19 protein-coding genes are annotated in these 19,503 nt (G+C 37.8%); 13 read left to right on the forward strand and 6 right to left on the reverse strand.

The features are described 5' to 3' along the window. Window positions 1–86: 86 nt before the first annotated feature. Window positions 87–743: a 2OG-Fe(II) oxygenase gene (locus I6U49_RS11885; RefSeq protein ID WP_198628864.1), complete on the reverse strand. Its 657-nt coding sequence runs from the start codon at window positions 741–743 to the stop codon at window positions 87–89. 100 nt (window positions 744–843) lie between these two features. Here I6U49_RS11885 and I6U49_RS11890 point away from each other — a divergent pair, with 100 nt between their 5' ends. Continuing rightward, window positions 844–1,317: a 6-pyruvoyl trahydropterin synthase family protein gene (locus tag I6U49_RS11890; protein WP_193711905.1), complete on the forward strand. Its 474-nt coding sequence runs from the start codon at window positions 844–846 to the stop codon at window positions 1,315–1,317. A gap of 142 nt (window positions 1,318–1,459) precedes the next feature. Further along, window positions 1,460–2,215 (forward strand): UDP-2,3-diacylglucosamine diphosphatase, encoded by a 756-nt coding sequence (locus tag I6U49_RS11895; RefSeq protein WP_198628866.1) that lies wholly within the window; start codon window positions 1,460–1,462, stop codon window positions 2,213–2,215. Here I6U49_RS11895 and I6U49_RS11900 read toward each other — a convergent pair whose 3' ends face one another. Beyond that, a complete protein-coding gene (locus tag I6U49_RS11900; protein ID WP_198628868.1) occupies window positions 2,216–2,569 on the reverse strand; it encodes a hypothetical protein in 354 nt (117 codons plus the stop codon). 148 nt (window positions 2,570–2,717) lie between these two features. Continuing rightward, on the reverse strand, window positions 2,718–4,412 hold the full coding sequence (gene recJ, locus I6U49_RS11905) for a single-stranded-DNA-specific exonuclease RecJ (protein WP_198628896.1): 1,695 nt from the start codon (window positions 4,410–4,412) through the stop codon (window positions 2,718–2,720). A 132-nt stretch (window positions 4,413–4,544) separates the two neighbouring features. On the opposite strand from recJ, the gene ade reads away from it, so the two are divergent. Then, complete coding sequence (gene ade / locus I6U49_RS11910) at window positions 4,545–6,173, forward strand: adenine deaminase (RefSeq protein ID WP_198628869.1); 1,629 nt, start codon at window positions 4,545–4,547, stop codon at window positions 6,171–6,173. Window positions 6,174–6,193: 20 nt separating this feature from the next. On the opposite strand, the gene I6U49_RS11915 is transcribed toward ade, so the two are convergent. From I6U49_RS11915 to I6U49_RS11925, 3 genes are read right to left on the reverse strand one after another with little or no spacing between them, the layout of a single operon-like run. Further along, window positions 6,194–6,760: a uracil-DNA glycosylase family protein gene (locus I6U49_RS11915; protein WP_198628871.1), complete on the reverse strand. Its 567-nt coding sequence runs from the start codon at window positions 6,758–6,760 to the stop codon at window positions 6,194–6,196. Next, entirely contained in the window at window positions 6,760–7,431 is a 672-nt protein-coding gene (gene rsmI, locus I6U49_RS11920) for a 16S rRNA (cytidine(1402)-2'-O)-methyltransferase (protein ID WP_198628873.1), read from the reverse strand. Before rsmI ends, I6U49_RS11915 begins: the two co-directional genes overlap by 1 nt. A gap of 10 nt (window positions 7,432–7,441) precedes the next feature. After that, window positions 7,442–8,236, reverse strand: a complete 795-nt coding sequence (locus tag I6U49_RS11925; protein ID WP_198628875.1) for a hypothetical protein — start codon at window positions 8,234–8,236, stop codon at window positions 7,442–7,444. Between the two features lie 385 nt (window positions 8,237–8,621). Between I6U49_RS11925 and I6U49_RS11930 the strand changes: the two genes are divergently transcribed. The 10 genes from I6U49_RS11930 (at window position 8,622) to I6U49_RS11975 (ending at window position 19,496) form a co-directional block, all read left to right on the forward strand. Beyond that, window positions 8,622–9,269, forward strand: a complete 648-nt coding sequence (locus tag I6U49_RS11930; RefSeq protein ID WP_193711897.1) for a thymidine kinase — start codon at window positions 8,622–8,624, stop codon at window positions 9,267–9,269. Then, window positions 9,262–10,368, forward strand: a complete 1,107-nt coding sequence (gene alr, locus I6U49_RS11935) for an alanine racemase (RefSeq protein WP_198628877.1) — start codon at window positions 9,262–9,264, stop codon at window positions 10,366–10,368. The genes I6U49_RS11930 and alr overlap by 8 nt, the downstream gene beginning before the upstream one ends. Before the next feature lie 69 nt (window positions 10,369–10,437). Next, complete coding sequence (gene mscL / locus I6U49_RS11940) at window positions 10,438–10,872, forward strand: large-conductance mechanosensitive channel protein MscL (protein WP_193711895.1); 435 nt, start codon at window positions 10,438–10,440, stop codon at window positions 10,870–10,872. Between the two features lie 267 nt (window positions 10,873–11,139). Then, window positions 11,140–12,129 (forward strand): aspartate-semialdehyde dehydrogenase, encoded by a 990-nt coding sequence (locus I6U49_RS11945; RefSeq protein ID WP_193711894.1) that lies wholly within the window; start codon window positions 11,140–11,142, stop codon window positions 12,127–12,129. A gap of 71 nt (window positions 12,130–12,200) precedes the next feature. Continuing rightward, window positions 12,201–12,521: a hypothetical protein gene (locus I6U49_RS11950; RefSeq protein ID WP_193711893.1), complete on the forward strand. Its 321-nt coding sequence runs from the start codon at window positions 12,201–12,203 to the stop codon at window positions 12,519–12,521. Window positions 12,522–12,602: 81 nt separating this feature from the next. After that, entirely contained in the window at window positions 12,603–14,978 is a 2,376-nt protein-coding gene (locus tag I6U49_RS11955; RefSeq protein WP_198628879.1) for a TonB-dependent receptor, read from the forward strand. Continuing rightward, window positions 14,978–15,322: a hypothetical protein gene (locus I6U49_RS11960; protein ID WP_198628882.1), complete on the forward strand. Its 345-nt coding sequence runs from the start codon at window positions 14,978–14,980 to the stop codon at window positions 15,320–15,322. The genes I6U49_RS11955 and I6U49_RS11960 overlap by 1 nt, the downstream gene beginning before the upstream one ends. A 51-nt stretch (window positions 15,323–15,373) precedes the next feature. Beyond that, on the forward strand, window positions 15,374–15,877 hold the full coding sequence (locus I6U49_RS11965; RefSeq protein ID WP_198628884.1) for a DUF4625 domain-containing protein: 504 nt from the start codon (window positions 15,374–15,376) through the stop codon (window positions 15,875–15,877). A gap of 129 nt (window positions 15,878–16,006) precedes the next feature. After that, complete coding sequence (locus I6U49_RS11970; RefSeq protein ID WP_198628886.1) at window positions 16,007–18,163, forward strand: prolyl oligopeptidase family serine peptidase; 2,157 nt, start codon at window positions 16,007–16,009, stop codon at window positions 18,161–18,163. A 352-nt stretch (window positions 18,164–18,515) separates the two neighbouring features. Continuing rightward, window positions 18,516–19,496, forward strand: coding sequence for an IS110 family RNA-guided transposase (locus I6U49_RS11975; RefSeq protein ID WP_198627550.1), 981 nt, complete (start codon window positions 18,516–18,518; stop codon window positions 19,494–19,496). Window positions 19,497–19,503: the final 7 nt, after the last annotated feature.

Here is a 19,503-nt window from a genome sequence, read left to right on the forward strand (position 1 = left end):
ATTAAAAAATAGTTTCAACTAATGCCCCTTGGGCTTTCCCAGAGGTAGTTTAGTTTAGAAAATAATTTGGGAGAATTTATTCTCGATTATCGGGTTTTTAACCAACCGGTTATACTCAACCTGGCAGTTTTTACCGGTTTTACCTCGTGTTCCATTAACTGACTTTCAAAAATCACCACCCTACCCGGCATTGGATAAATAGCTTTGGCTACCTCCTCCCCATTTTCTTCGGAATAAATTACCAATTCCCCACCGTTTTCAGGTTTCCAATCTTCTTCGTTTAAATAACATACCAAAGAAAGTTTTCTCCTTCCATCATTTTGAAAGGTATCTAAATGCCGCTGGTAAAAAGTACCTTCGGGATAAAGCGCATAATGAAATTCCTTGGTTAAAATCCCCAAAAAGCAGGTTTTGTTTAAATAGGCTATTAATGAATTAATTTTATTAAAAAACAAACTTTCAGCTTCCCCTGCTTCGGCTTCATTGAGCCATAGAATAAAATCTCCCCGAATAGACTTCGCCACAATTTCGTTGGTTCTATTACCAATTGCAGCCTTTTTAAATTGGGATTCGTCAAATTTTAATTTTAATGCCTTTCGAAGCATCGCAACCTCTTCAGCATTAAAGAAATTATCTACAATGCTATAGTGGTTTTCAACTAAATTGGTAATAATGTTTTCGTAGAAAGGATTTTCTTTAAAATCCAGTTGTTCAAACAGTTCTAAATCAGTTTTAGTTTTCATTTTTTATAAAAAAAGCCTACAAATATACAACAGAAACTTAATTGTTTAGGAAAAAAATATAACGCTAAAAAACCCTTAACTTTGCCAAAAATAACGCAGAATGAGCAAGATTAGAATTACCAAACAGTTCTCTTTTGAAACCGGCCACGCCCTGTATGGTTATGATGGAAAATGCCGAAATGTTCACGGCCATAGTTATAAACTTAGTGTTTGTGTGATTGGGGAGCCAATTACCGATAAAGACAATGTAAAGTTTGGTATGGTGATAGATTTTGGGGACTTAAAAAAAATTGTAAAATCTGAAATTGTAGATCAGTTTGACCACGCAACGGTTTTCAATAAAAACACCCCCCACGTAGAGCTTGCCGAGGAATTAAAAAATAGAGGGCATCACGTAATCCTGGTAAATTACCAGCCTACCAGCGAAAATATGGTAGTGGATTTTGCTGAAAAGATTCAAAAGTATTTACCCGAGCATATAAAACTACATTCCCTAAAACTACAGGAAACCGAATCCAGTTTTGCTGAATGGTATGCAAGCGATCAGGCCCCCCAGCCCCCAAAGGGGGAGTAACCAAAGAAACTCCTTCCCTTTTGAGGGAAGGTGGATTAATCTTCGAGAGAAGATTAAGACGGAAGGGTTAAAATCTCAGGTTTTCCAAACCTATAAACTCATTTCCTAAAATATTTATATTTACAGCTTAGAATTATCATAAATGAATATCCCCGAAGGCAAAAAAGTTTATTTCTCCAGTGACAATCACCTGGGTGCACCTACCCAGGAAGAAAGCAAACCAAGGGAAATAAGGTTTGTAAAATGGCTGGATGAAATTAAAGAAGACGCTGCTGCCATATTTTTACTCGGAGATTTATTCGATTTTTGGTTTGAGTATAAACACGCTGTGCCTAAAGGTTTTGTGAGGGTTTTAGGAAAACTGGCCGAAATTAAAGACAGTGGTATTCCCGTATACTTCTTTGTAGGCAATCACGACTTATGGATGCACGATTATTTTGAAAAAGAATTAAATATCCCTGTATTTCATAAGCCGCAGGAATTCACATTTAACGATAAAACTTTTCTTGTGGGCCATGGGGACGGTTTGGGGCCTGGGGACCACGGCTATAAGCGTATGAAAAAGGTATTTACCAATCCGTTTTCAAAATGGCTTTATCGATGGTTACATCCCGATTTAGGCATTCCGCTGGCACAATATTTTTCGGTAAAAAATAAGGCAATTTCGGGAAAGGAAGAGCAGGAGTTTTTAGGAGAAGAAAAAGAATGGCTTATTCAATATTGCCGTAGAAAATTAGAAGAAAAACATTACGATTACTTTCTGTTTGGTCACCGGCATTTACCCCTGGAAATAGATTTAAACGGAAAATCTACCTATATCAACACTGGCGATTGGATAGATTTTTATACCTACGCGGTTTTTGATGGGAAAGAGACTGAGCTGAAAAAATTGAAATAACTAATTCTTCCCACAGCCGTTTAAATAATCTTCCAGGTTTAACTTAAATAAAGTTCCCTCTATTAAATCTGAAATTTGTTCCAGCTCTATGGCACTTACCGCAAAATCCATTTTTTCAAGTGGAGATCTCAAAAGAATATTCCTACAGGATTTTTCTCTACTACAATTACCGCAATTATAATATTTAGCTGCCTGTATATTGCTGGAGAAGTGCTTAATTTCTTCGGGTAATAAATAAAAGCCCATATCTTTAAAAACCATCTGTACCCGTGCGGGATCGGCGTTTGGTAAGTTATTTTTCCACCTAAAGGAAATCCCCAATTTGTTATGATAAATTAAAGCTACATCTTCCATTTTAAAATATTTTTCTCGATAATCGAGATTAAAAAACTTTGAAACCAAGCTCAAAGTTCAACTATCATTTCCTAACCACTTACCTTATTTCCAGGAAGCTTAGTCAAATATAAAGTTTTTATTTAAAATGAATCTAAATAGAAGTAATTTATTCACTGATATCCTTTAATTTCAACTGAATGGAAACCTTCCCGTTCCATTCATTTTCATCTAAAGAATACACCGCCTTAAAAATTTTCTTTTCTGAAATTGTCTCGAATTTCTCTCCCAGCCCAAAACCAATCATATCAAAAACGGGTTCTTTACCCCTTTGTTTTACCCGGCATTTTAAATGTGCTTCATCGGCACCCACACATTTGCCATAACCGGTATCACTAAGGTTTTGGGTCATAAAAACAGGACTCATATTACCCGGGCCAAAAGGAGCAAATTGCTTTAAAATTCTAAAGAATTTCGGGGTAATCTCATCCAGGTCAATTTCGGCATCTACAGCAATTTCAGGAGTTAGCAGTCGCCTATCTATCGTCTCAGAAACCACCGACTCGAATTTTGTCTTAAAATTTTCATATTCCGAAGCTTCCAAAGTGAGTCCCGCTGCATATTTATGCCCGCCAAATTGTTCTATATGCTCTTTACAGGCTTCCAGGGCATTATACACATCAAATCCCTTCACCGAACGCGCTGAAGCAGCCAGCTTTTCCCCACTTTTGGTAAAAACCAGGGTAGGACGATAATAGGTTTCGGTTAAACGCGATGCTACTATCCCAATTACCCCTTTATGCCAGGATTCATGGTACACCACGGTACTATATCGTTCCTGCTCTTTTAAGTCCTCAATCTGGGCAAGTGCTTCCACGGTTATTGCTTTATCGGTATCCTTTCTTTCCGCATTAAAACTCTCTATCTCTGCGGCAAAATTCATAGCAGTAGCCTCATCTTCTTCGGTAAGTAAATTTACCGCATGCAAGCCATGTTTCATTCTTCCGGCGGCATTTATACGAGGCGCAATAATAAACACCACATCGGTTATCGTGAGTTTATCCTTTTTAACCTGAGCTAAAATTGCTTTAAAACCCATTCTTGGGGCTACATTAATTACATTCAGCCCATGATAAGCCAGAATTCGGTTTTCTCCGGTGATGGGCACAATATCGGCACCAATGGCTGTAGCAACCAGGTCTAGATAAGGCAATAAAACCTCAGGAGCTCCCCCTCTTTTAGTATTTAGGGCCTGAATTAATTTAAAACCAACCCCACAACCACAAAGTTCTTTATAGGGGTATTCACAATCTTCCCTTTTGGGATCCAAAACTGCCACAGCTTCGGGAATATGTTCTCCCGGCCGGTGGTGATCACAAATAATAAAATCTATTCCTTTTTCGGCCGCATAAGCTACTTTATCTATAGCTTTAATTCCACAATCAAGCGCGATAATTAGGGAGATATCATTATCGGCTGCAAAATCAATGCCGCAGTAGGAAACCCCGTAACCTTCGGTATATCTATCGGGAATATAGGTGGCGATATTTGCGGTAAGGGTTTTTAAATAAGAAGCCATGAGGGCTACACTGGTAGTCCCATCTACATCATAATCGCCATACACCATAATATTTTCTCCGGAAGCGATGGCCTGCTGAATTCGGTCTACCGCCAAATTCATGTCTTTCATCAGGTATGGATCGTGCAGGTCTTTCAGGCTGGGCCTAAAGAACTTTTTGGCGGCCTCAAAACTACAAATGCCCCGCTGAACCAACAATGTTGCCACGGGTGTTTCTACCCCCAATTCTTCGGCTAATCTTTCAACTAATAAGGGATCGGGTTTAGGTTTTATAGTCCAGCGCATTGTAATTTTTTCCCAAAAATACGTATTGTATTTCAATCAAAATAAGAGGGTTTTCACTAAAACCGACTTCCAAAAAATTTCAGTACTTAATAATAATCCCTACTTTCACACTTCAGGATTTATAGATAAAATATGACCAAAATTATACAGGGACAGTACGTAGATATTCAAAACAGAAAGATTTTCCCTGCAGAAATCAGCATCGAAAACGGGAAAATCAAAAAGATTGAAGAAAAGCAACACAATGTAAAAAGCTTTTTACTTCCCGGATTTATAGATGCACATATTCATATTGAAAGTTCTATGTTGGTCCCTACAGAGTTTGCCCGTCTGGCTGTAATTCACGGTACGGTAGCCACAGTTTCCGACCCGCATGAAATTGCCAATGTTTTAGGGAAAGAAGGCGTTAGGTTTATGATTGAAAACGGAAAGGAGAGTCCGTTGAAATTTAATTTTGGTGCGCCTTCCTGTGTGCCGGCAACCAGTTTTGAAACTTCGGGAGCGATTATTGATTCTGAAGCTATTAAAGATTTATTGGCCTTACCTGAAATAAAATATCTTGCCGAAATGATGAATTATCCCGGCGTAATTTTTAAAGATGAAGAAGTACTTAAGAAAATTGCCTGGGCCAAACATTTTCAAAAACCCGTTGATGGGCATGCGCCCGGTTTGCGCGGCGACGATGCCAAAAAATATGCTGAAGCGGGTATCTCTACAGATCATGAATGCTATACCGCAGAAGAAGCAGCCGAAAAGCTTGGCCTAGGCATGAAAGTGATTATTCGTGAAGGTAGTGCCGCCAAAAATTTTGAAGCGCTTATAAGTTTGCTTCCCGAACATTATAAAAATATGATGTTTTGCTCTGATGATAAACATCCAGACGACCTTATTTTAGGGCATATTAACCAGCTTTGTGCAAGAGCAGTTGCCAAAGGAATTGATGTTTTTAAGGTACTGAAAGTTGCCTGTATTAATCCGGTGAATCATTATAATTTGGAAGTTGGACAACTAAGAATAGGCGATTCGGCCGATTTTATTGTGGTAAATGACCTAACCAGCTTTGAAGTTTTACAAACTTATATCAACGGTAAGTTAGTTGCTGAAAACGGTAACTCTCACATCAAATCTTCTGCCTTTGAAAAGCCGAATAATTTTAATACTTCCTCTAAAAACCCGGAAGATTTTAAAATAAAAGCCGCTGGAGATATTATAAAAGTAATCGAAGCCCTGGATGGAGAACTTATTACTAATGAAATTCAGCAGAAAGTTTTAGAAAAGAACGGGGAACTAATTTCAGATATTGAACAGGATATTTTAAAGATAACGGTGGTTAACCGGTATGAAGACAAAGCTCCCGCGGTAGCGTTTATAAAGAATTTCGGGTTGAAAAAAGGAGCCATCGCCAGCTCGGTTGCGCACGATTCGCATAATATTATCGCGCTGGGAACTTCAGACGAAGAGATTTGCAATGCGGTAAACCTCATCATTGAAAATAAAGGCGGAATTTGTAGCGTGAATGAAAATGATCAAAAAGTTCTACCGCTACCAATTGCCGGAATTATTAGCGATAAAGATGGCTGGGAAACCGGCAAATTATACCAGGAAATAGATAAAATGGCCAAAGAATTGGGCAGTACTCTAAAAGCTCCTTTTATGACGCTTTCCTTTATGGCTCTTTTGGTAATTCCCGATCTAAAACTTTCAGATAAAGGCTTGTTTAGCGGGAAAAAGTTTGATTTTGTTGATTTACAGAAAATTTAAATCCTGGTAACAAGATTACTCTAAGCAATAATATCCCGGATCCTGTTTTGTAATTTAGGGACTACTTCTTCCTCAAACCAGGGGTTTTTAGTGCGCCAAAACCGGTTTACCGGCGAAGGATGTGGTAAACACCAATAATTGGGCAAAAAATCCCGATAAGCCTTTACTTTTTGGGTAAGGTTTAATTCGCCGGGTAGGTAATAATTTGCTGCATAGGCTCCAATAAGAATTGTAAGCTCTATATTTTTTAATTCTGAAAGTATAGTATTGTGCCACATAGGTGCACATTCCTTTCGGGGTGGTGCATCTCCGGTTTTAGCTTTTCCGGGATAACAAAAGCCCATAGGCAGAATGGCAAAGTTATTAGGCTGGTAAAAAGTATTTTCGTTTACCCCCAACCATTCCCGAAGCTTTTTTCCGCTTTGATCATTCCAGGCAACCCCGGTTTGATGCACTATTCTACCCGGCGCCTGACTAATTAAAACGATTTTAGAATTTTTAGTGGCATTTACGATAGGCTTTGCCCCAAGCGGTAAATGCTTTTCACAAAATTTACAATTCCGGGCTTCTTTTAGCAGTTGTTGCATTAAGATTTCCCCTTTACCACAATAACAATTTCACCTTTAGGAGGTTTATTTGTATAATGTTCAAGCACCTCGGTTGCTGTACCGCGAATGGTTTCTTCGTGCAGTTTGGTAATTTCCCTTGAAACCGAAACCGGCCTGTCCTGGCCAAAATATTCTGAAAAATGCTTTAGTGTTTTTAGTAATTTATGGGGTGACTCATAAAAAATCATGGTACGGGTTTCTTCTGCCAGTAAATTTAAACGGGTTTGCCGGCCCTTTTTTACCGGTAAAAATCCTTCAAAAATAAATTTATCGTTAGGGAAACCGCTGTTTACAAGCGCCGGGACAAAAGCTGTTGCCCCGGGTAAACAATCTACCTCTATACCTGCTTCCACACAGGCCCGTGTTAATAAAAATCCCGGGTCTGAAATAGCGGGCGTACCGGCATCGCTAATTAATGCTATGTCTTCTCCACTCTTAATCCGGTCAACAATATGATTTACGGTTTTATGCTCGTTATGCATATGGTGACTTTGCATAGGCGTACCAATATCAAAATGCTTTAGAAGTTTACCACTATTTCGGGTGTCTTCCGCAAGTATGGTATCAACCTCCTTTAGCACTTTTACAGCCCTAAAAGTCATATCGTCTAAATTTCCTATTGGAGTGGGCACCAGGAACAATTTTGCCATTAAAACAGTTTTAATTACTGAACTTATTCTCAATTTTGGCCAAAAACCGCTCTTCATAATCTTCTTTTCCCTCCCAGTGGTTATAATCTGGCTTCACTACCAATTGGATGAATTTTTGAGCTTCCTCTAGAGAGCTAAAGGTATTTAATTGGGAAATTACCCGGTTGTAATCTGAAGTATTTCCATCAAAAAGATTTTTTATAAATGCCAGACGTTCGTTAAGGCCAATATTAATTCCTTTTTTCAACCTGTCGTTTACCGATTTAGGCCTTTGGTCTTTTTGTTTGTTATTTAAAGGAGTAAAATCTGGAAGGTTATCATAATCTACCCCAATATTTCTAAAATCGTTTTTAGGTGCCTGGGGTTTAGGTTTTGATTGCTCTTCTATATCCATTTGAAGAGATTGTTGTGCCGGAGGGGCCTGTGGTTTAGGGTTTGCCTGTTCTATAAGTTCATCTACACGCTCAGATTCCGCAGGCATTTGCGCAACTATATCTTTTATTTTTTCTGTATTAGGTTCGGTAATGGCATCGGCATCCTTTCGGTATTCTGTTCCATCTGGCGCATAATCGTCCCTTTGATACTGCATTGGTTCTTTCTGCTCGGGCTTCTTCTCTATTTTAGGGCTCGGAACTTCCTCAGGAGTTTCAAGTGCCTCGAGGTTTTGTTCCATAAAATTCAATATAGAAAGCTGCTCATATAAGCTCGCTGCCTTTAATTTAAGGGCTTTGGTATCTAACTTTTCCTTTTCCGAAATTATTTCTTCGGCAAGCTCTACTAAGCTTTTTTTAAGTCTGTTTTTCATCTTTTTAGCAATATTTATAAACCCAATTTTATCTACAATAACTCAAATATCCATAAAATCACCTAGGAGAAACCTATAAAGTTTTAAATAGGAAAACTTACGAGTTCCAAGCCTCCCAGGAGTATTTACGCACCAACCAACAGCTAATATAGCTGCAAAAAAAGTGCCTTACTCATTAAACTCCCCCAGCAGTCCTTAACTTTTACCTTTATTCGGGATTATTGATTTCTCTTTGCAATACTTAGCTCCCCGGCTTTAATCGGGCTCGTATAGCCCACTTTAATAACTTTAGTAATTACGAGCCGCTAACAGCTTGTATTTTTAATAAATTTGTTCCAACTTTATCAAAAAGGGCAAGTTCCCATTTCGATTTGAAAATTACAAAATGTTTCTCGAAAATACAGTAAATCACGAAGAGCAATTTGGATGGATTGAGGTTATTTGCGGTAGTATGTTCTCGGGCAAGACCGAAGAACTGATTCGCCGTTTAAAAAGGGCCCAGTTTGCCAAACAAACCGTAGAGATCTTTAAACCTGCCATAGACACCCGTTACGACGAGGAAATGGTGGTCTCTCACGATTCTAATGAAATTAGGTCTACTCCCGTGCCTTCGGCTTCCAACATTAGGATTCTGGCCGATGGCTGCGACGTGATAGGTATAGATGAAGCCCAGTTTTTTGACGATGAGATTGTAACGGTTTGTAACGATCTTGCCAATAGGGGAATTCGGGTAATTGTAGCAGGATTGGATATGGATTTTAAAGGAAACCCCTTTGGCCCTATGCCCTATCTTATGGCCACGGCAGAATATGTTACCAAAGTACATGCCGTTTGTACCCATACCGGAAACCTGGCTCAATTTAGTTACAGAAAAGCAATTAATGACGATTTGGTTTTTCTTGGGGAGAATGAAGAGTACGAACCTTTAAGCCGTGCTGCTTATTATAAGGCTATGCTTAAAGAAAGAGTGAATAAGTTTGATGTGAAAGATGCCGAAGAATTACAAGCTAAATTAAAGAATAAAAATGCCTAAAGCCGAAGAAACCGTTCTGGAAATAGACCTTAACGCCTTAGCTCATAATTTTAAAACGATAAAATCCCAGCTAAAACCGGGTGTTAAATTTATGTCGGTTATTAAGGCTTTTGCCTATGGTCATGATGCTGATACCATAGCCCTAAAATTGGAGAGTTTAGGTACCGATTATTTTGCGGTTGCCTATACAGAAGAGGGAGTTCGGCTTAGAAAAGCAGGAATTACTTCACCTATTTTAATATTAAATCCGCAACCTGTAAATTATCCGCAAATTATTGAACACTGCCTGGAGCCTAATTTATATAGCGCCAGAACACTTCAGCTTTTTATAGAATTAGCTGAAAAACAAAAGCAACACAACTATCCGGTACATATAAAGTTTAACACGGGTATGAATAGGCTTGGTTTTACCGAGGCTAACTACCACCATATTACCGAAAGTTTAAGGCGCACACAATCTGTTAAAGTAGTTTCGGCATTTACTCATTTAGCAGCCAGCGAAAACTGGAAAGAAAGGGAATTCACCCTTTCTCAAATTTATAAATTCAAAGAACTGGCAGGCAAACTTATACAGGATATTGGCTACGAACCCTTATTGCACCTTTGTAATACCTCAGCGATTTTCAACTATCCTTCTGCTGCTTTTTCTATGGTAAGAAGCGGCCTGGGACTTTATGGCTTTGCCAACGATGAAAACCTCAACAAAAAACTTAAACCTGTTGCCACTTTTAAAACTATTATTTCTCAGATTCAATATTTAGAAAAAGGCGATACGGTAGGTTATGGGCGAGCTTTTAAAGCAGAGAAAACTGGAAAAACTGCTACCCTGCCCGTAGGCCATGCAGACGGCATAAAACGTATTTATGGCCATAAAAAAGCTGGAGTTTTTATAAACGAACAGTACGCTCCTATTGTAGGTACTGTATGTATGGACAGTATTATGGTAGATATTACAGGTATTGACTGTAATGAAGGTGATGAAGTAATTATTTTTGGTGGCCCACAGCAGGCTAGTGATTTAGCAGTAAAAGGAGGCACTGTTACCTATGAACTTATTACCGGTATCTCACAACGAGTAAAGCGCTTAATTATCGACTAATTAATTTAATTCCTTTTATATTCAATTATTGTGTAATTTGGTTTTCTACTAATCTAACCAAAATTTAGCATGAGTTTTTTTAAAGATTTTAAGAAATTTATTCTCAAGGGCGATATTATAGCTCTTGCAACTGCAGTAGTGATAGGTGCTGCTTTTAATAAAATTGTCGCTTCTGTTGTGGCCGATGTTATTATGCCTATAATAGGTTTAATAACAGGTGGAACCGATTTTTCACAGAAGTTTATCTCTTTAGACGGCGCTTCTTACAACAGCCTTGAAGCAGCAAAAGAAGCTGAAGCCGCTGTAATTACCTATGGAAATTTAATAGATACGATCATTCACTTTTTAATTGTTGCCTTTTTTATATTTTTAGTACTGCGTGCCTACGAAAAGACCAAAAAAGAAAAAGAGGCTCCAAAGTTAGTAGAACCAAAAGGTCCCACCCAGGAAGATTTACTTACTCAAATTAGAGATGAGTTAAAAAAACAAAACAGTAGAACTTAAGATACGAGTACCGCTATACTGCTCATATTAAAAATGTCGTAATTTAACTAAACCCCACAGGAAACTGCGGGGTCTTTTTTTAACTAAAATCACAAATTAGTTTAAAAACAATAATTCTTTTCAATTTTAAGGACTGAAACTATGTAAGTTAAGCCAAGGATAATAAATTTGCGGCTTGTTTTAAGAACATATATTAAACAAAGAAGATTTCCGCCAAAGTTTATGCTAGACTTTGTCGAATTGCGGAAATGACAAAAAAATATAATTATGAGAATTGCAGTGGTAGGTGCCACCGGAATGGTTGGCGAAATTATGCTAAAAGTATTAGCCGAAAGGGAATTTCCAATTACTGAATTATACCTGGTAGCTTCTGAAAGATCTGTAGGAAAAAAGATCAATTTTAAAGGAAAAGACTATGAAGTTATTGGTCTTCAAACTGCGGTAGATATTAAACCAGATATCGCCTTATTTTCTGCCGGGGGTGAAACTTCTTTAGAGTGGGCTCCAAAATTTGCCGAAAACGGAACAACGGTAGTAGATAATTCTTCGGCCTGGAGAATGGATGAAACCAAAAAACTGGTAATTCCCGAAATTAACGCTTCAGAATTAACAAAAGAAGACAAGATTATTGCCAACCCTAACTGTTCTACTATCCAGTTATTAATGGCATTAAAACCATTGCACGACGCTTTTAAAATTAAGCGAGTTATTGTCTCTACTTACCAGTCTATAACCGGTACCGGCGTAAAAGCTGTAGAACAATTGGAAAACGAATATAAAAATGAAAAAGGGGAAATGGCCTACCCCTACCCTATTCATAAGAATGCTTTGCCACATTGTGATGTTTTCCAGGAAAACGGCTATACCAAAGAAGAGATGAAGCTTACCAAAGAAACCAAAAAGATTTTGGGAGACGAATCGGTATTGGTAAGTGCAACCGCGATTAGAATTCCTGTGGTTGGCGGGCATTCAGAATCTGTGAATATTGAATTTGAAAACGACTTTGAGGAAGCCGAAGTAAGAAAAATATTAAGTGAATTCCCGGGAGTAAGTGTACAGGACAATCCAGACACCAATACTTACCCAATGCCCATTTATGCTGAAGGCAAAGACGATGTTTTTGTAGGTAGGATTCGTCGGGATTACTCGCAACCCAAAAGTTTAAATATGTGGATAGTAGCCGATAACCTTAGAAAAGGCGCCGCTACCAACACTATACAAATTGCCGAATACCTGGTTGAAAATAAATTGGTGTAAATTTCGACTAATTTTGTTAAAAGAAAGAAACCGGCTTGTAATTATGGGCCGGTTTTCTACTTTTGCGACCAATGAAACAAATTAGCGTACATATAAGCACTATTTTAGGTATAGTGATATTAGCAGCAAGCCTTCTGCCTGCCCTGCACGCGTTTCATCATGAAGTAAGCTCTGAAAGCAATTCAGCAATAAGTATAGAGTTTACCCAGGCATCTATAGATTGTGATGTATGTGATTTCCACATTTCCAATATTGATGCCCCCTCAATATTTACTTACGAAATATATACTCCCCAAAAAGAAACGGTTTACGCTATCTCTTTAGCAGAAACAGTTAACCTTTTTCCTAACCGATTATTTTCCCTTAGGGCTCCTCCAGCTGTGATTAGCTAAATAATTTTTAAGCATAAAATCTAACTTTTTAAAAGTTGATTTTACTGTATTCTCTTTTTATTAATCACAGTATTTTTCTCTATGAAACAATTACAATTTGTTTTATTGCTTTTTACCATTTTTCCTACAATTACTTTTTCCCAACAATTAAAATTAGAGGGAAGGGTTGTAAATGAACAGGATGAAGCTCTTTTAGGAGCTCATATTCATATAAATAACCGGTTTGTCTTAGCCGGGGAAAATGGCAGTTACCGCATTGGTGCTTTAAAGGAAGGTGAGCATCGTATCAACGTTTCATATATTGGTTTTAGAACTTTAGATACACTAATCTCACTGGCTGAAGATACTGTGGTTAATTTTAAACTAAAAGAAGATGCTGCCGCTTTAGAAGAAGTTTTTATAAATAGCCATGCGCGCAGAAGGTCTTCTGAAAATATCGAAAAAGTTAACAAAAAGTACCTCCAGGAACAATTTTCTGGCTCACTGGCTACTAGCCTGGAACGCTTACCCGGCGTGAATGCTTCTGAAATTGGTGCAGGTGCATCTAAACCTATAATTCGCGGACTTGGGTTTAACCGTGTAGCGGTCACCGAAAACGGTATTAAACAGGAAGGCCAGCAATGGGGTGCCGACCATGGGCTGGAAATAGACGCATTCTCTGTAGAAGATATTGAAATTATAAAAGGTGTTGGTGCTATAGAACACGGTAGCGACGCCATTGGCGGAGTTATAAAAATAATTAATGATAGAGTGCCCGGGGAAGGGCTTTCAGGCGAAGTAATTGGACTTACCAAAAGCGTGAACAATACTCTGACCGCTTCAACCAATTTGGCCTTAAGAAATAAGCGGTTTTTTTATAAAATTAAAGCCACCGGAAGTGAATTTGGAGATTATTCGGTACCTACAGATACTATTGTATACTTAAACCGAAATGTCCCTATTTTTAATAATAGGCTAAAAAACACCGCAGGAAAAGAGGTTAATTTATATGGACAGGTAGGTTATTTGGGAGAGCATTACAAAGGAAGCCTTAGCATTAGCAATGTTTATTTTAAATCTGGTTTTTTTCCTGGGGCTCATGGTATTCCTTCTACAAACAGGGTACAGGACGATGGGGACCAAAGAAATATCGAGTATCCGTTTCAACGGGTTAACCATCTAAAGCTTATCAATAAAAATGAATGGTTCTTTCACAACTTCAAGCTAGAAGCTATCTTAGGTTTCCAAAATAACCACCGGCAGGAGTGGAGCCGGTTCCACACACATTATACCGGACAGCTAGCCCCTGCAGTTAATCCAGATTTAGAGCTCAATTTTGACCTTAACACTTATGACGCCCAGGTGAAATTTACTAAAGATTTTATTGAAAATCATACTACTTCTATTGGGGTTCAAACCCAGCTTCAGGATAATACTATTAGTGGTTACAATTTTTTACTCCCGGAATACGCTCGCGTTAACCAGGGAATTTATGCCACACATTCTTACCAGGTTTCAAAAAACATCAATTTGAATGCAGGTGCAAGACTGGATCTTAGCAAGATTAAAATTGAAAGCTTTTACGATAGCAATTTATATGAATATTTAATTGGAAATGGAAGCACCACAACCACCGCTACAGATTATGCCACCCGTAGCGAACAAACAACCAGGAACTTCAGCAACGTAAATGTAATGGCCGGGGCGCTATTTAATTTCCACAAAAATTGGGATTTTTCTGTAAACACCGGTACCAGTTTTAGGCTACCTACGGCCATAGAGCTGGGCGCCAATGGTATTCACCACGGTTCTTTTAGGCACGAGCGGGGCGATTCAAATTTAGACCCTGAAAAAGGCTATGTTTTAGATACAAAATTGAATTACCGTAAAAACGATTTAAAGGCTTCCCTAAGCCCTTATTTGTATTATTTTGAAAATTACATTTTTCTAAATCCCAGCGGACGATTTTCAATTTTACCACACGCCGGGCAAGTTTACCAATTCACTCAAAGTGAAGCACTATTAACCGGGGTAGAGTTAGATTTTTATACAGTTTTTGCAGAAAAGTGGCATACCCAATTCACTTTTGAATATTTATATAACCGACAGGTAACCAGTGACAAATCCCGCAACTTCCCTTTACCTTTTACCCCGCCCGTAAATGGTTTTCTTGAAATAGGTTACGATTTTTCCCATAAGTCTAAAACATTTAAAAATACCGAAATTTTTGCCAATAGCAGTTTTGCCTTTCAACAGGAAAGGGTTGCGCAAAATGAAGAAATAACTCCCGGTTATCAGGTTTTTGGTGGTGGATTAAGAACTAATATCCAAATAGCAAACTTTAAAGCGGCCATAAACCTTCAGGCTAGCAATGTTTTTAATACTAAATATTTTAACCATACCAATTTTTACCGGGCCCTGGAAATCCCTGAAATGGGTAGAAACATCCAGTTAATGGTGAAGATACCCATCAAATAATGCAAAAGCTTAAAAAACATATCAGCATCTTTTTACTTGCCGTGTTTTTATTTCCGCAGGGAGTAAGTGCTATGCATTATTTTGTAGTAAAGCATCACTCCTACGATAATAGCAAGCTTGTTTTTACGAAGTCAAATGAGTTTGAATATCATACTTGCAACTACCATCTAAATGGATTCTCTCCTTTAATCTTAAGCGAAGAAAAGTTAAAGAAATCGCACAAAAACGAAACGCTAAGAAATCGTATAAAACACTGCTGCCTGGAAAATTATGTACAGCAACCTAATTTTAACTTTCTGCTACGTGGGCCACCTTTCAAAAGTAATTTCCCGTATAAAAAATAAAAACATAAAATTTCAATCTCGATATAGAGAAAAATATAAAAAAATTAAAAAATGAAAACCAAATTAGTTTATTTATTTAGTATTACCGCAACATTATTCCTGGCCTCTTGTAGTGAAGACGATGACAATGTAATAGACACAGAAGCTCCGGAAATTGTAATTTCAGATCCCGTAGACGGAGAAGAAATCGCCCCGGGAGGAGAAGTTCATTTTGATGCACTTTTAACCGATAATACAGAATTGGCTTCTTATAAGGTGGAAATTCACAATGCTTTTGACGGGCATACACACGCCATTGCAAAACAGGAAGGGCATAAGGATAATCCGTGGAGCTACAGTGAGGTTTTTGAAATAGAACCAGGACAAAAAAGCTTTGAAGCTCATCATCATATTCCAGTGCCTGCTGAAATTAATGGGGAGCATATTAGCGAAGGGCATTACCATTTTGGTTTATTTGTAACTGATGCTGCCGGGAACGAGTCGCAAGCCTTTCTTGAACTTCATATAGAAGGGGATCATGATGGTGATGGTAACGATCATGACCATGACCACTAATAGTTAAACTTTTAATTCTACTAATGATGGCCGTATTATTAATAATACGGCCATCATTAATTTATCAACTTTATAAAAATACATTCTAAAATTAATTACATTTGGCATTATCCTCATTAATAATAATTTATGAAAAAAACATTCTCCGGAATTTTTGCCCTTGCCGTCCTGGCTTCGTGCAACGATTCTAAATCAGAAAAAGAAATTACTTTGAACTATCCAGAAACCAAGAAAGTAGATACGGTAACCGATTATTTTGGGACCGAAGTAAAAGACCCTTACCGCTGGCTGGAAGACGACCGAAGCGAAGAAACAGAAAAATGGGTAAAAGCCCAAAACGAGGTTACTTTTGATTATCTAAACAGTATTCCGTATAAAAAAGAACTCGAAGAACGTCTTTCTGAAATATGGAATTACGAAAAAATAGGGGCTCCCTTTAAGGAAGGTGATTATACTTATTTTTATAAAAATGACGGACTTCAAAACCAATATGTGGTTTATAGGAAAAAAGGTGATGATGGTGAAACGGAAACCTTTCTTGATCCTAATAAATTTAGCGAAGACGGCACCACCTCCCTGGCCGGTTTAAGTTTCTCTAAAGACGGTAGCAAAGCAGCATACGCCATTTCTGAAGGCGGTAGCGACTGGAGGAAAGTGATTGTAATAGATACCGAAAATAAAGAACGTATAGAAGACACGATCCAAAATGTAAAATTTAGTGGGATTTCCTGGAAAGGCAACGAAGGTTTTTACTATTCCAGCTACGAGAAACCCGAGGGTAGCGAGCTTTCGGCAAAAACAGATCAGCATAGGCTGTTTTATCATAAATTGGGAACCCCACAGAATGAAGATCAAATAATTTTTGGAGATTCAGAAGCACAAAAGCATCGTTATGTTAGTGGTAGTGTTTCAGAAGATGATCGCTTTTTATTTATCTCTGCCAGGAATTCTACTTCAGGAGGAAAACTTTTTATGAAAGATCTTTCTAAAGAAAACTCAGAATTAGTAAGCATTTTAGATCACGAAGATTCTGATACTTATGTTATAGAAAATGAAGGAAGTAAATTATTTATCGTTACTAATTTAGAAGCACCTAATCGTAAAGTTGTAACCGTAGACGCTACAAATCCCGGTCCCGAAAACTGGGAAGATTTTATTCCTGAAACCAAAAATGTATTAAGCCCTTCTACCGGTGGAGGCTATTTTTTTGCCAGATATATGGTAGACGCAGTTTCAGAAGTAAAACAATATGATTATAAAGGCGAATTGGTTCGCGAAGTTGAACTTCCGGGAGTTGGTTCTGCAGGTGGCTTTGGAACTAAAAAAGAAAATAAGGAATTGTATTATTCTTTCACCAATTATGTAACTCCGGGTACGATTTACAAATACAATATTGAAGAAGGGACTTCTGAGATTTATAATAAACCAAATATAAAATTCAACCCCGAAGATTACGAAAGCAAACAGGTATTTTATACTTCAAAAGACGGAACAAAAGTTCCTATGATCATCACCCATAAAAAAGGCCTTGAGCTTAACGGTAAGAACCCAACAATACTTTATGGCTACGGAGGCTTTAATGTAAGTTTAACGCCCTCTTTTAATACCGCAAATGCGATTTGGATGGAACAAGGCGGCGTATATGCCGTGCCAAACCTTAGGGGTGGTGGCGAATATGGTAAAGAATGGCACGATGCCGGGATAAAATTGAAGAAACAAAATGTTTTTGACGATTTTATTGCAGCTGCCGAATACCTTATTGAAGAAAACTATACATCTAGCGATTACCTGGCCATTCGTGGAGGGTCTAACGGTGGACTTTTAGTAGGAGCTACCATGACCCAACGCCCAGATCTTATGCAAGTAGCCCTGCCGGCCGTTGGGGTGTTAGACATGTTACGTTACCATACCTTTACCGCCGGTGCGGGTTGGGCTTATGACTATGGAACATCTCAAGATAGCAAAGAGATGTTTGAGTATCTCTACAATTATTCACCAATTCATAATGTTGAAGAAGGAACAGAATATCCTGCTACTTTAATTACTACCGGAGATCATGACGACCGTGTGGTACCTGCGCACTCGTTTAAATTTGCTGCTGAATTGCAGGAAAAACAAGCCGGTAATAACCCCACTTTAATAAGAATTGAAACCAAAGCCGGGCACGGAGCCGGAAAGCCTACCAGTATGATTATTGAAGAATATGCCGATATTTTTGGCTTTACACTTTACAATATGGGCTTTGAGACTTTACCCAATAAAACTGAAGAAAACCTAAAAGGATAATTTATTTAGTATCTATTTTAAAGAAGCTGTTTGAAAAGGTTTTAAACCGTCATCTTGAATTTATTTCAAAGCCTGCCCCGATTCTTTATCGGGGATCTAGCGTATTGATAATTAAAAACATGTTAGAAGCTGAAACAAGTTCCTTTAGACTTGCAAGAGTAAAATTTGTGTAAATTAAGGATTAAAAAAGAGTAGGCTAACTATAACAAGTTCCAGTTAAAAGAGCTATATGCTGATTCAGTACCTACTCTTTCCCTAAATAGTAACTCAAATAGAAATTCGGGATTAAAAGCCCATTATTAAGGAATTGAGTCCTATTTAATTTAATCCATTCATAACTAAAACCAAAATTATGAAAAATTCATTGACTTTTGTAGGTATTGATATCAGTAAAAACACATTGGATATTTGTTCTATAAAAGGTGAGAAGAAACTGGCCAAACGTATTGATAACAACAAAAAAGCTATAAAAGTTTTTTTTAGTGGCTCAAAGCCACAAAGTTTAAAAGTCTGTATTGAGAATACGGGGCGATATGGCCGTAAGATTATTGAAGTCTTAACCTCTTTAAATATCGTTTTTTACGAAGTAAATCCTTTGCATTTACACAAAAGTATTGGACTCACCAGAGGAAAAGATGATATTATAGATGCCTTCCGTATTGCTAAATTCCTGGAAAAAAACCACACAGAACTCGAACCACATCAAAAACCAGAACCGGGAATAGAAAAGCTGAAAGCACTTATATCCCATAGGAACCTGTTAATTAAGCAAAGAGCCCAACTCAAAGCAAAAAACAAAGAAAACCTACTGATTGCAGATCTTGACTTGCCGCAACTGGAAGAGCACGGAGCTGAACTTATTCAATTACTAACTGAAAAAATAAAACAAACCGACAAATCAATAATTGAGGTTATTGAGCACAATAGTGTATTGAAGCACCAATACCATTTAATACGTGCTATTCCTGGAGTAGGTCCTATTTTATCGTGGAATATGTTGATTAAAACAAATGCATTTAAATCGATCACAAATCCTCGTAAATTTGCCTGTTATGCTGGAGTGGCGCCATTTTCAAAAAGTTCAGGAACTTCTGTTTTTGGTAGGGCATCGGTTTCTATCTATGCAGATAAAGGCATTAAGAAAATACTGCATTTAGCAGCCATGAGGGCGATCCAATTGCCTTCTGATTTAAAACAATATTACCATCGAAAGGTAAATGAAGGCAAAAACAAAATGAGCGTCTTAAATGCTGTAAGAAATAAGATCATTCATAGAATTTTTGCCATCATAAAAAATCAAAAAATATATAATAATAACTTGCAAGTGTCATAGAAATCAG

The organism is Salegentibacter maritimus, from assembly GCF_016236915.1.
Classification (GTDB): Bacteria; Bacteroidota; Bacteroidia; order Flavobacteriales; family Flavobacteriaceae; genus Salegentibacter; species Salegentibacter maritimus.

Excerpts from the sequence above, each read along its gene's own strand:
- I6U49_RS11885 (WP_198628864.1), bottom strand. The coding sequence starts at position 743 with ATGAAAACTAAAACTGATTTAGAACTGTTTGAACAACTGGATTTTAAA.
- I6U49_RS11890 (WP_193711905.1), top strand. The coding sequence starts at position 844 with ATGAGCAAGATTAGAATTACCAAACAGTTCTCTTTTGAAACCGGCCAC.
- I6U49_RS11895 (WP_198628866.1), top strand. The coding sequence starts at position 1,460 with ATGAATATCCCCGAAGGCAAAAAAGTTTATTTCTCCAGTGACAATCAC.
- I6U49_RS11900 (WP_198628868.1), bottom strand. The coding sequence starts at position 2,569 with ATGGAAGATGTAGCTTTAATTTATCATAACAAATTGGGGATTTCCTTT.
- recJ (WP_198628896.1), bottom strand. The coding sequence starts at position 4,412 with ATGCGCTGGACTATAAAACCTAAACCCGATCCCTTATTAGTTGAAAGA.
- ade (WP_198628869.1), top strand. The coding sequence starts at position 4,545 with ATGACCAAAATTATACAGGGACAGTACGTAGATATTCAAAACAGAAAG.
- I6U49_RS11915 (WP_198628871.1), bottom strand. The coding sequence starts at position 6,760 with ATGCAACAACTGCTAAAAGAAGCCCGGAATTGTAAATTTTGTGAAAAG.
- rsmI (WP_198628873.1), bottom strand. The coding sequence starts at position 7,431 with ATGGCAAAATTGTTCCTGGTGCCCACTCCAATAGGAAATTTAGACGAT.
- I6U49_RS11925 (WP_198628875.1), bottom strand. The coding sequence starts at position 8,236 with ATGAAAAACAGACTTAAAAAAAGCTTAGTAGAGCTTGCCGAAGAAATA.
- I6U49_RS11930 (WP_193711897.1), top strand. The coding sequence starts at position 8,622 with ATGTTTCTCGAAAATACAGTAAATCACGAAGAGCAATTTGGATGGATT.
- alr (WP_198628877.1), top strand. The coding sequence starts at position 9,262 with ATGCCTAAAGCCGAAGAAACCGTTCTGGAAATAGACCTTAACGCCTTA.
- mscL (WP_193711895.1), top strand. The coding sequence starts at position 10,438 with ATGAGTTTTTTTAAAGATTTTAAGAAATTTATTCTCAAGGGCGATATT.
- I6U49_RS11945 (WP_193711894.1), top strand. The coding sequence starts at position 11,140 with ATGAGAATTGCAGTGGTAGGTGCCACCGGAATGGTTGGCGAAATTATG.
- I6U49_RS11950 (WP_193711893.1), top strand. The coding sequence starts at position 12,201 with ATGAAACAAATTAGCGTACATATAAGCACTATTTTAGGTATAGTGATA.
- I6U49_RS11955 (WP_198628879.1), top strand. The coding sequence starts at position 12,603 with ATGAAACAATTACAATTTGTTTTATTGCTTTTTACCATTTTTCCTACA.
- I6U49_RS11960 (WP_198628882.1), top strand. The coding sequence starts at position 14,978 with ATGCAAAAGCTTAAAAAACATATCAGCATCTTTTTACTTGCCGTGTTT.
- I6U49_RS11965 (WP_198628884.1), top strand. The coding sequence starts at position 15,374 with ATGAAAACCAAATTAGTTTATTTATTTAGTATTACCGCAACATTATTC.
- I6U49_RS11970 (WP_198628886.1), top strand. The coding sequence starts at position 16,007 with ATGAAAAAAACATTCTCCGGAATTTTTGCCCTTGCCGTCCTGGCTTCG.
- I6U49_RS11975 (WP_198627550.1), top strand. The coding sequence starts at position 18,516 with ATGAAAAATTCATTGACTTTTGTAGGTATTGATATCAGTAAAAACACA.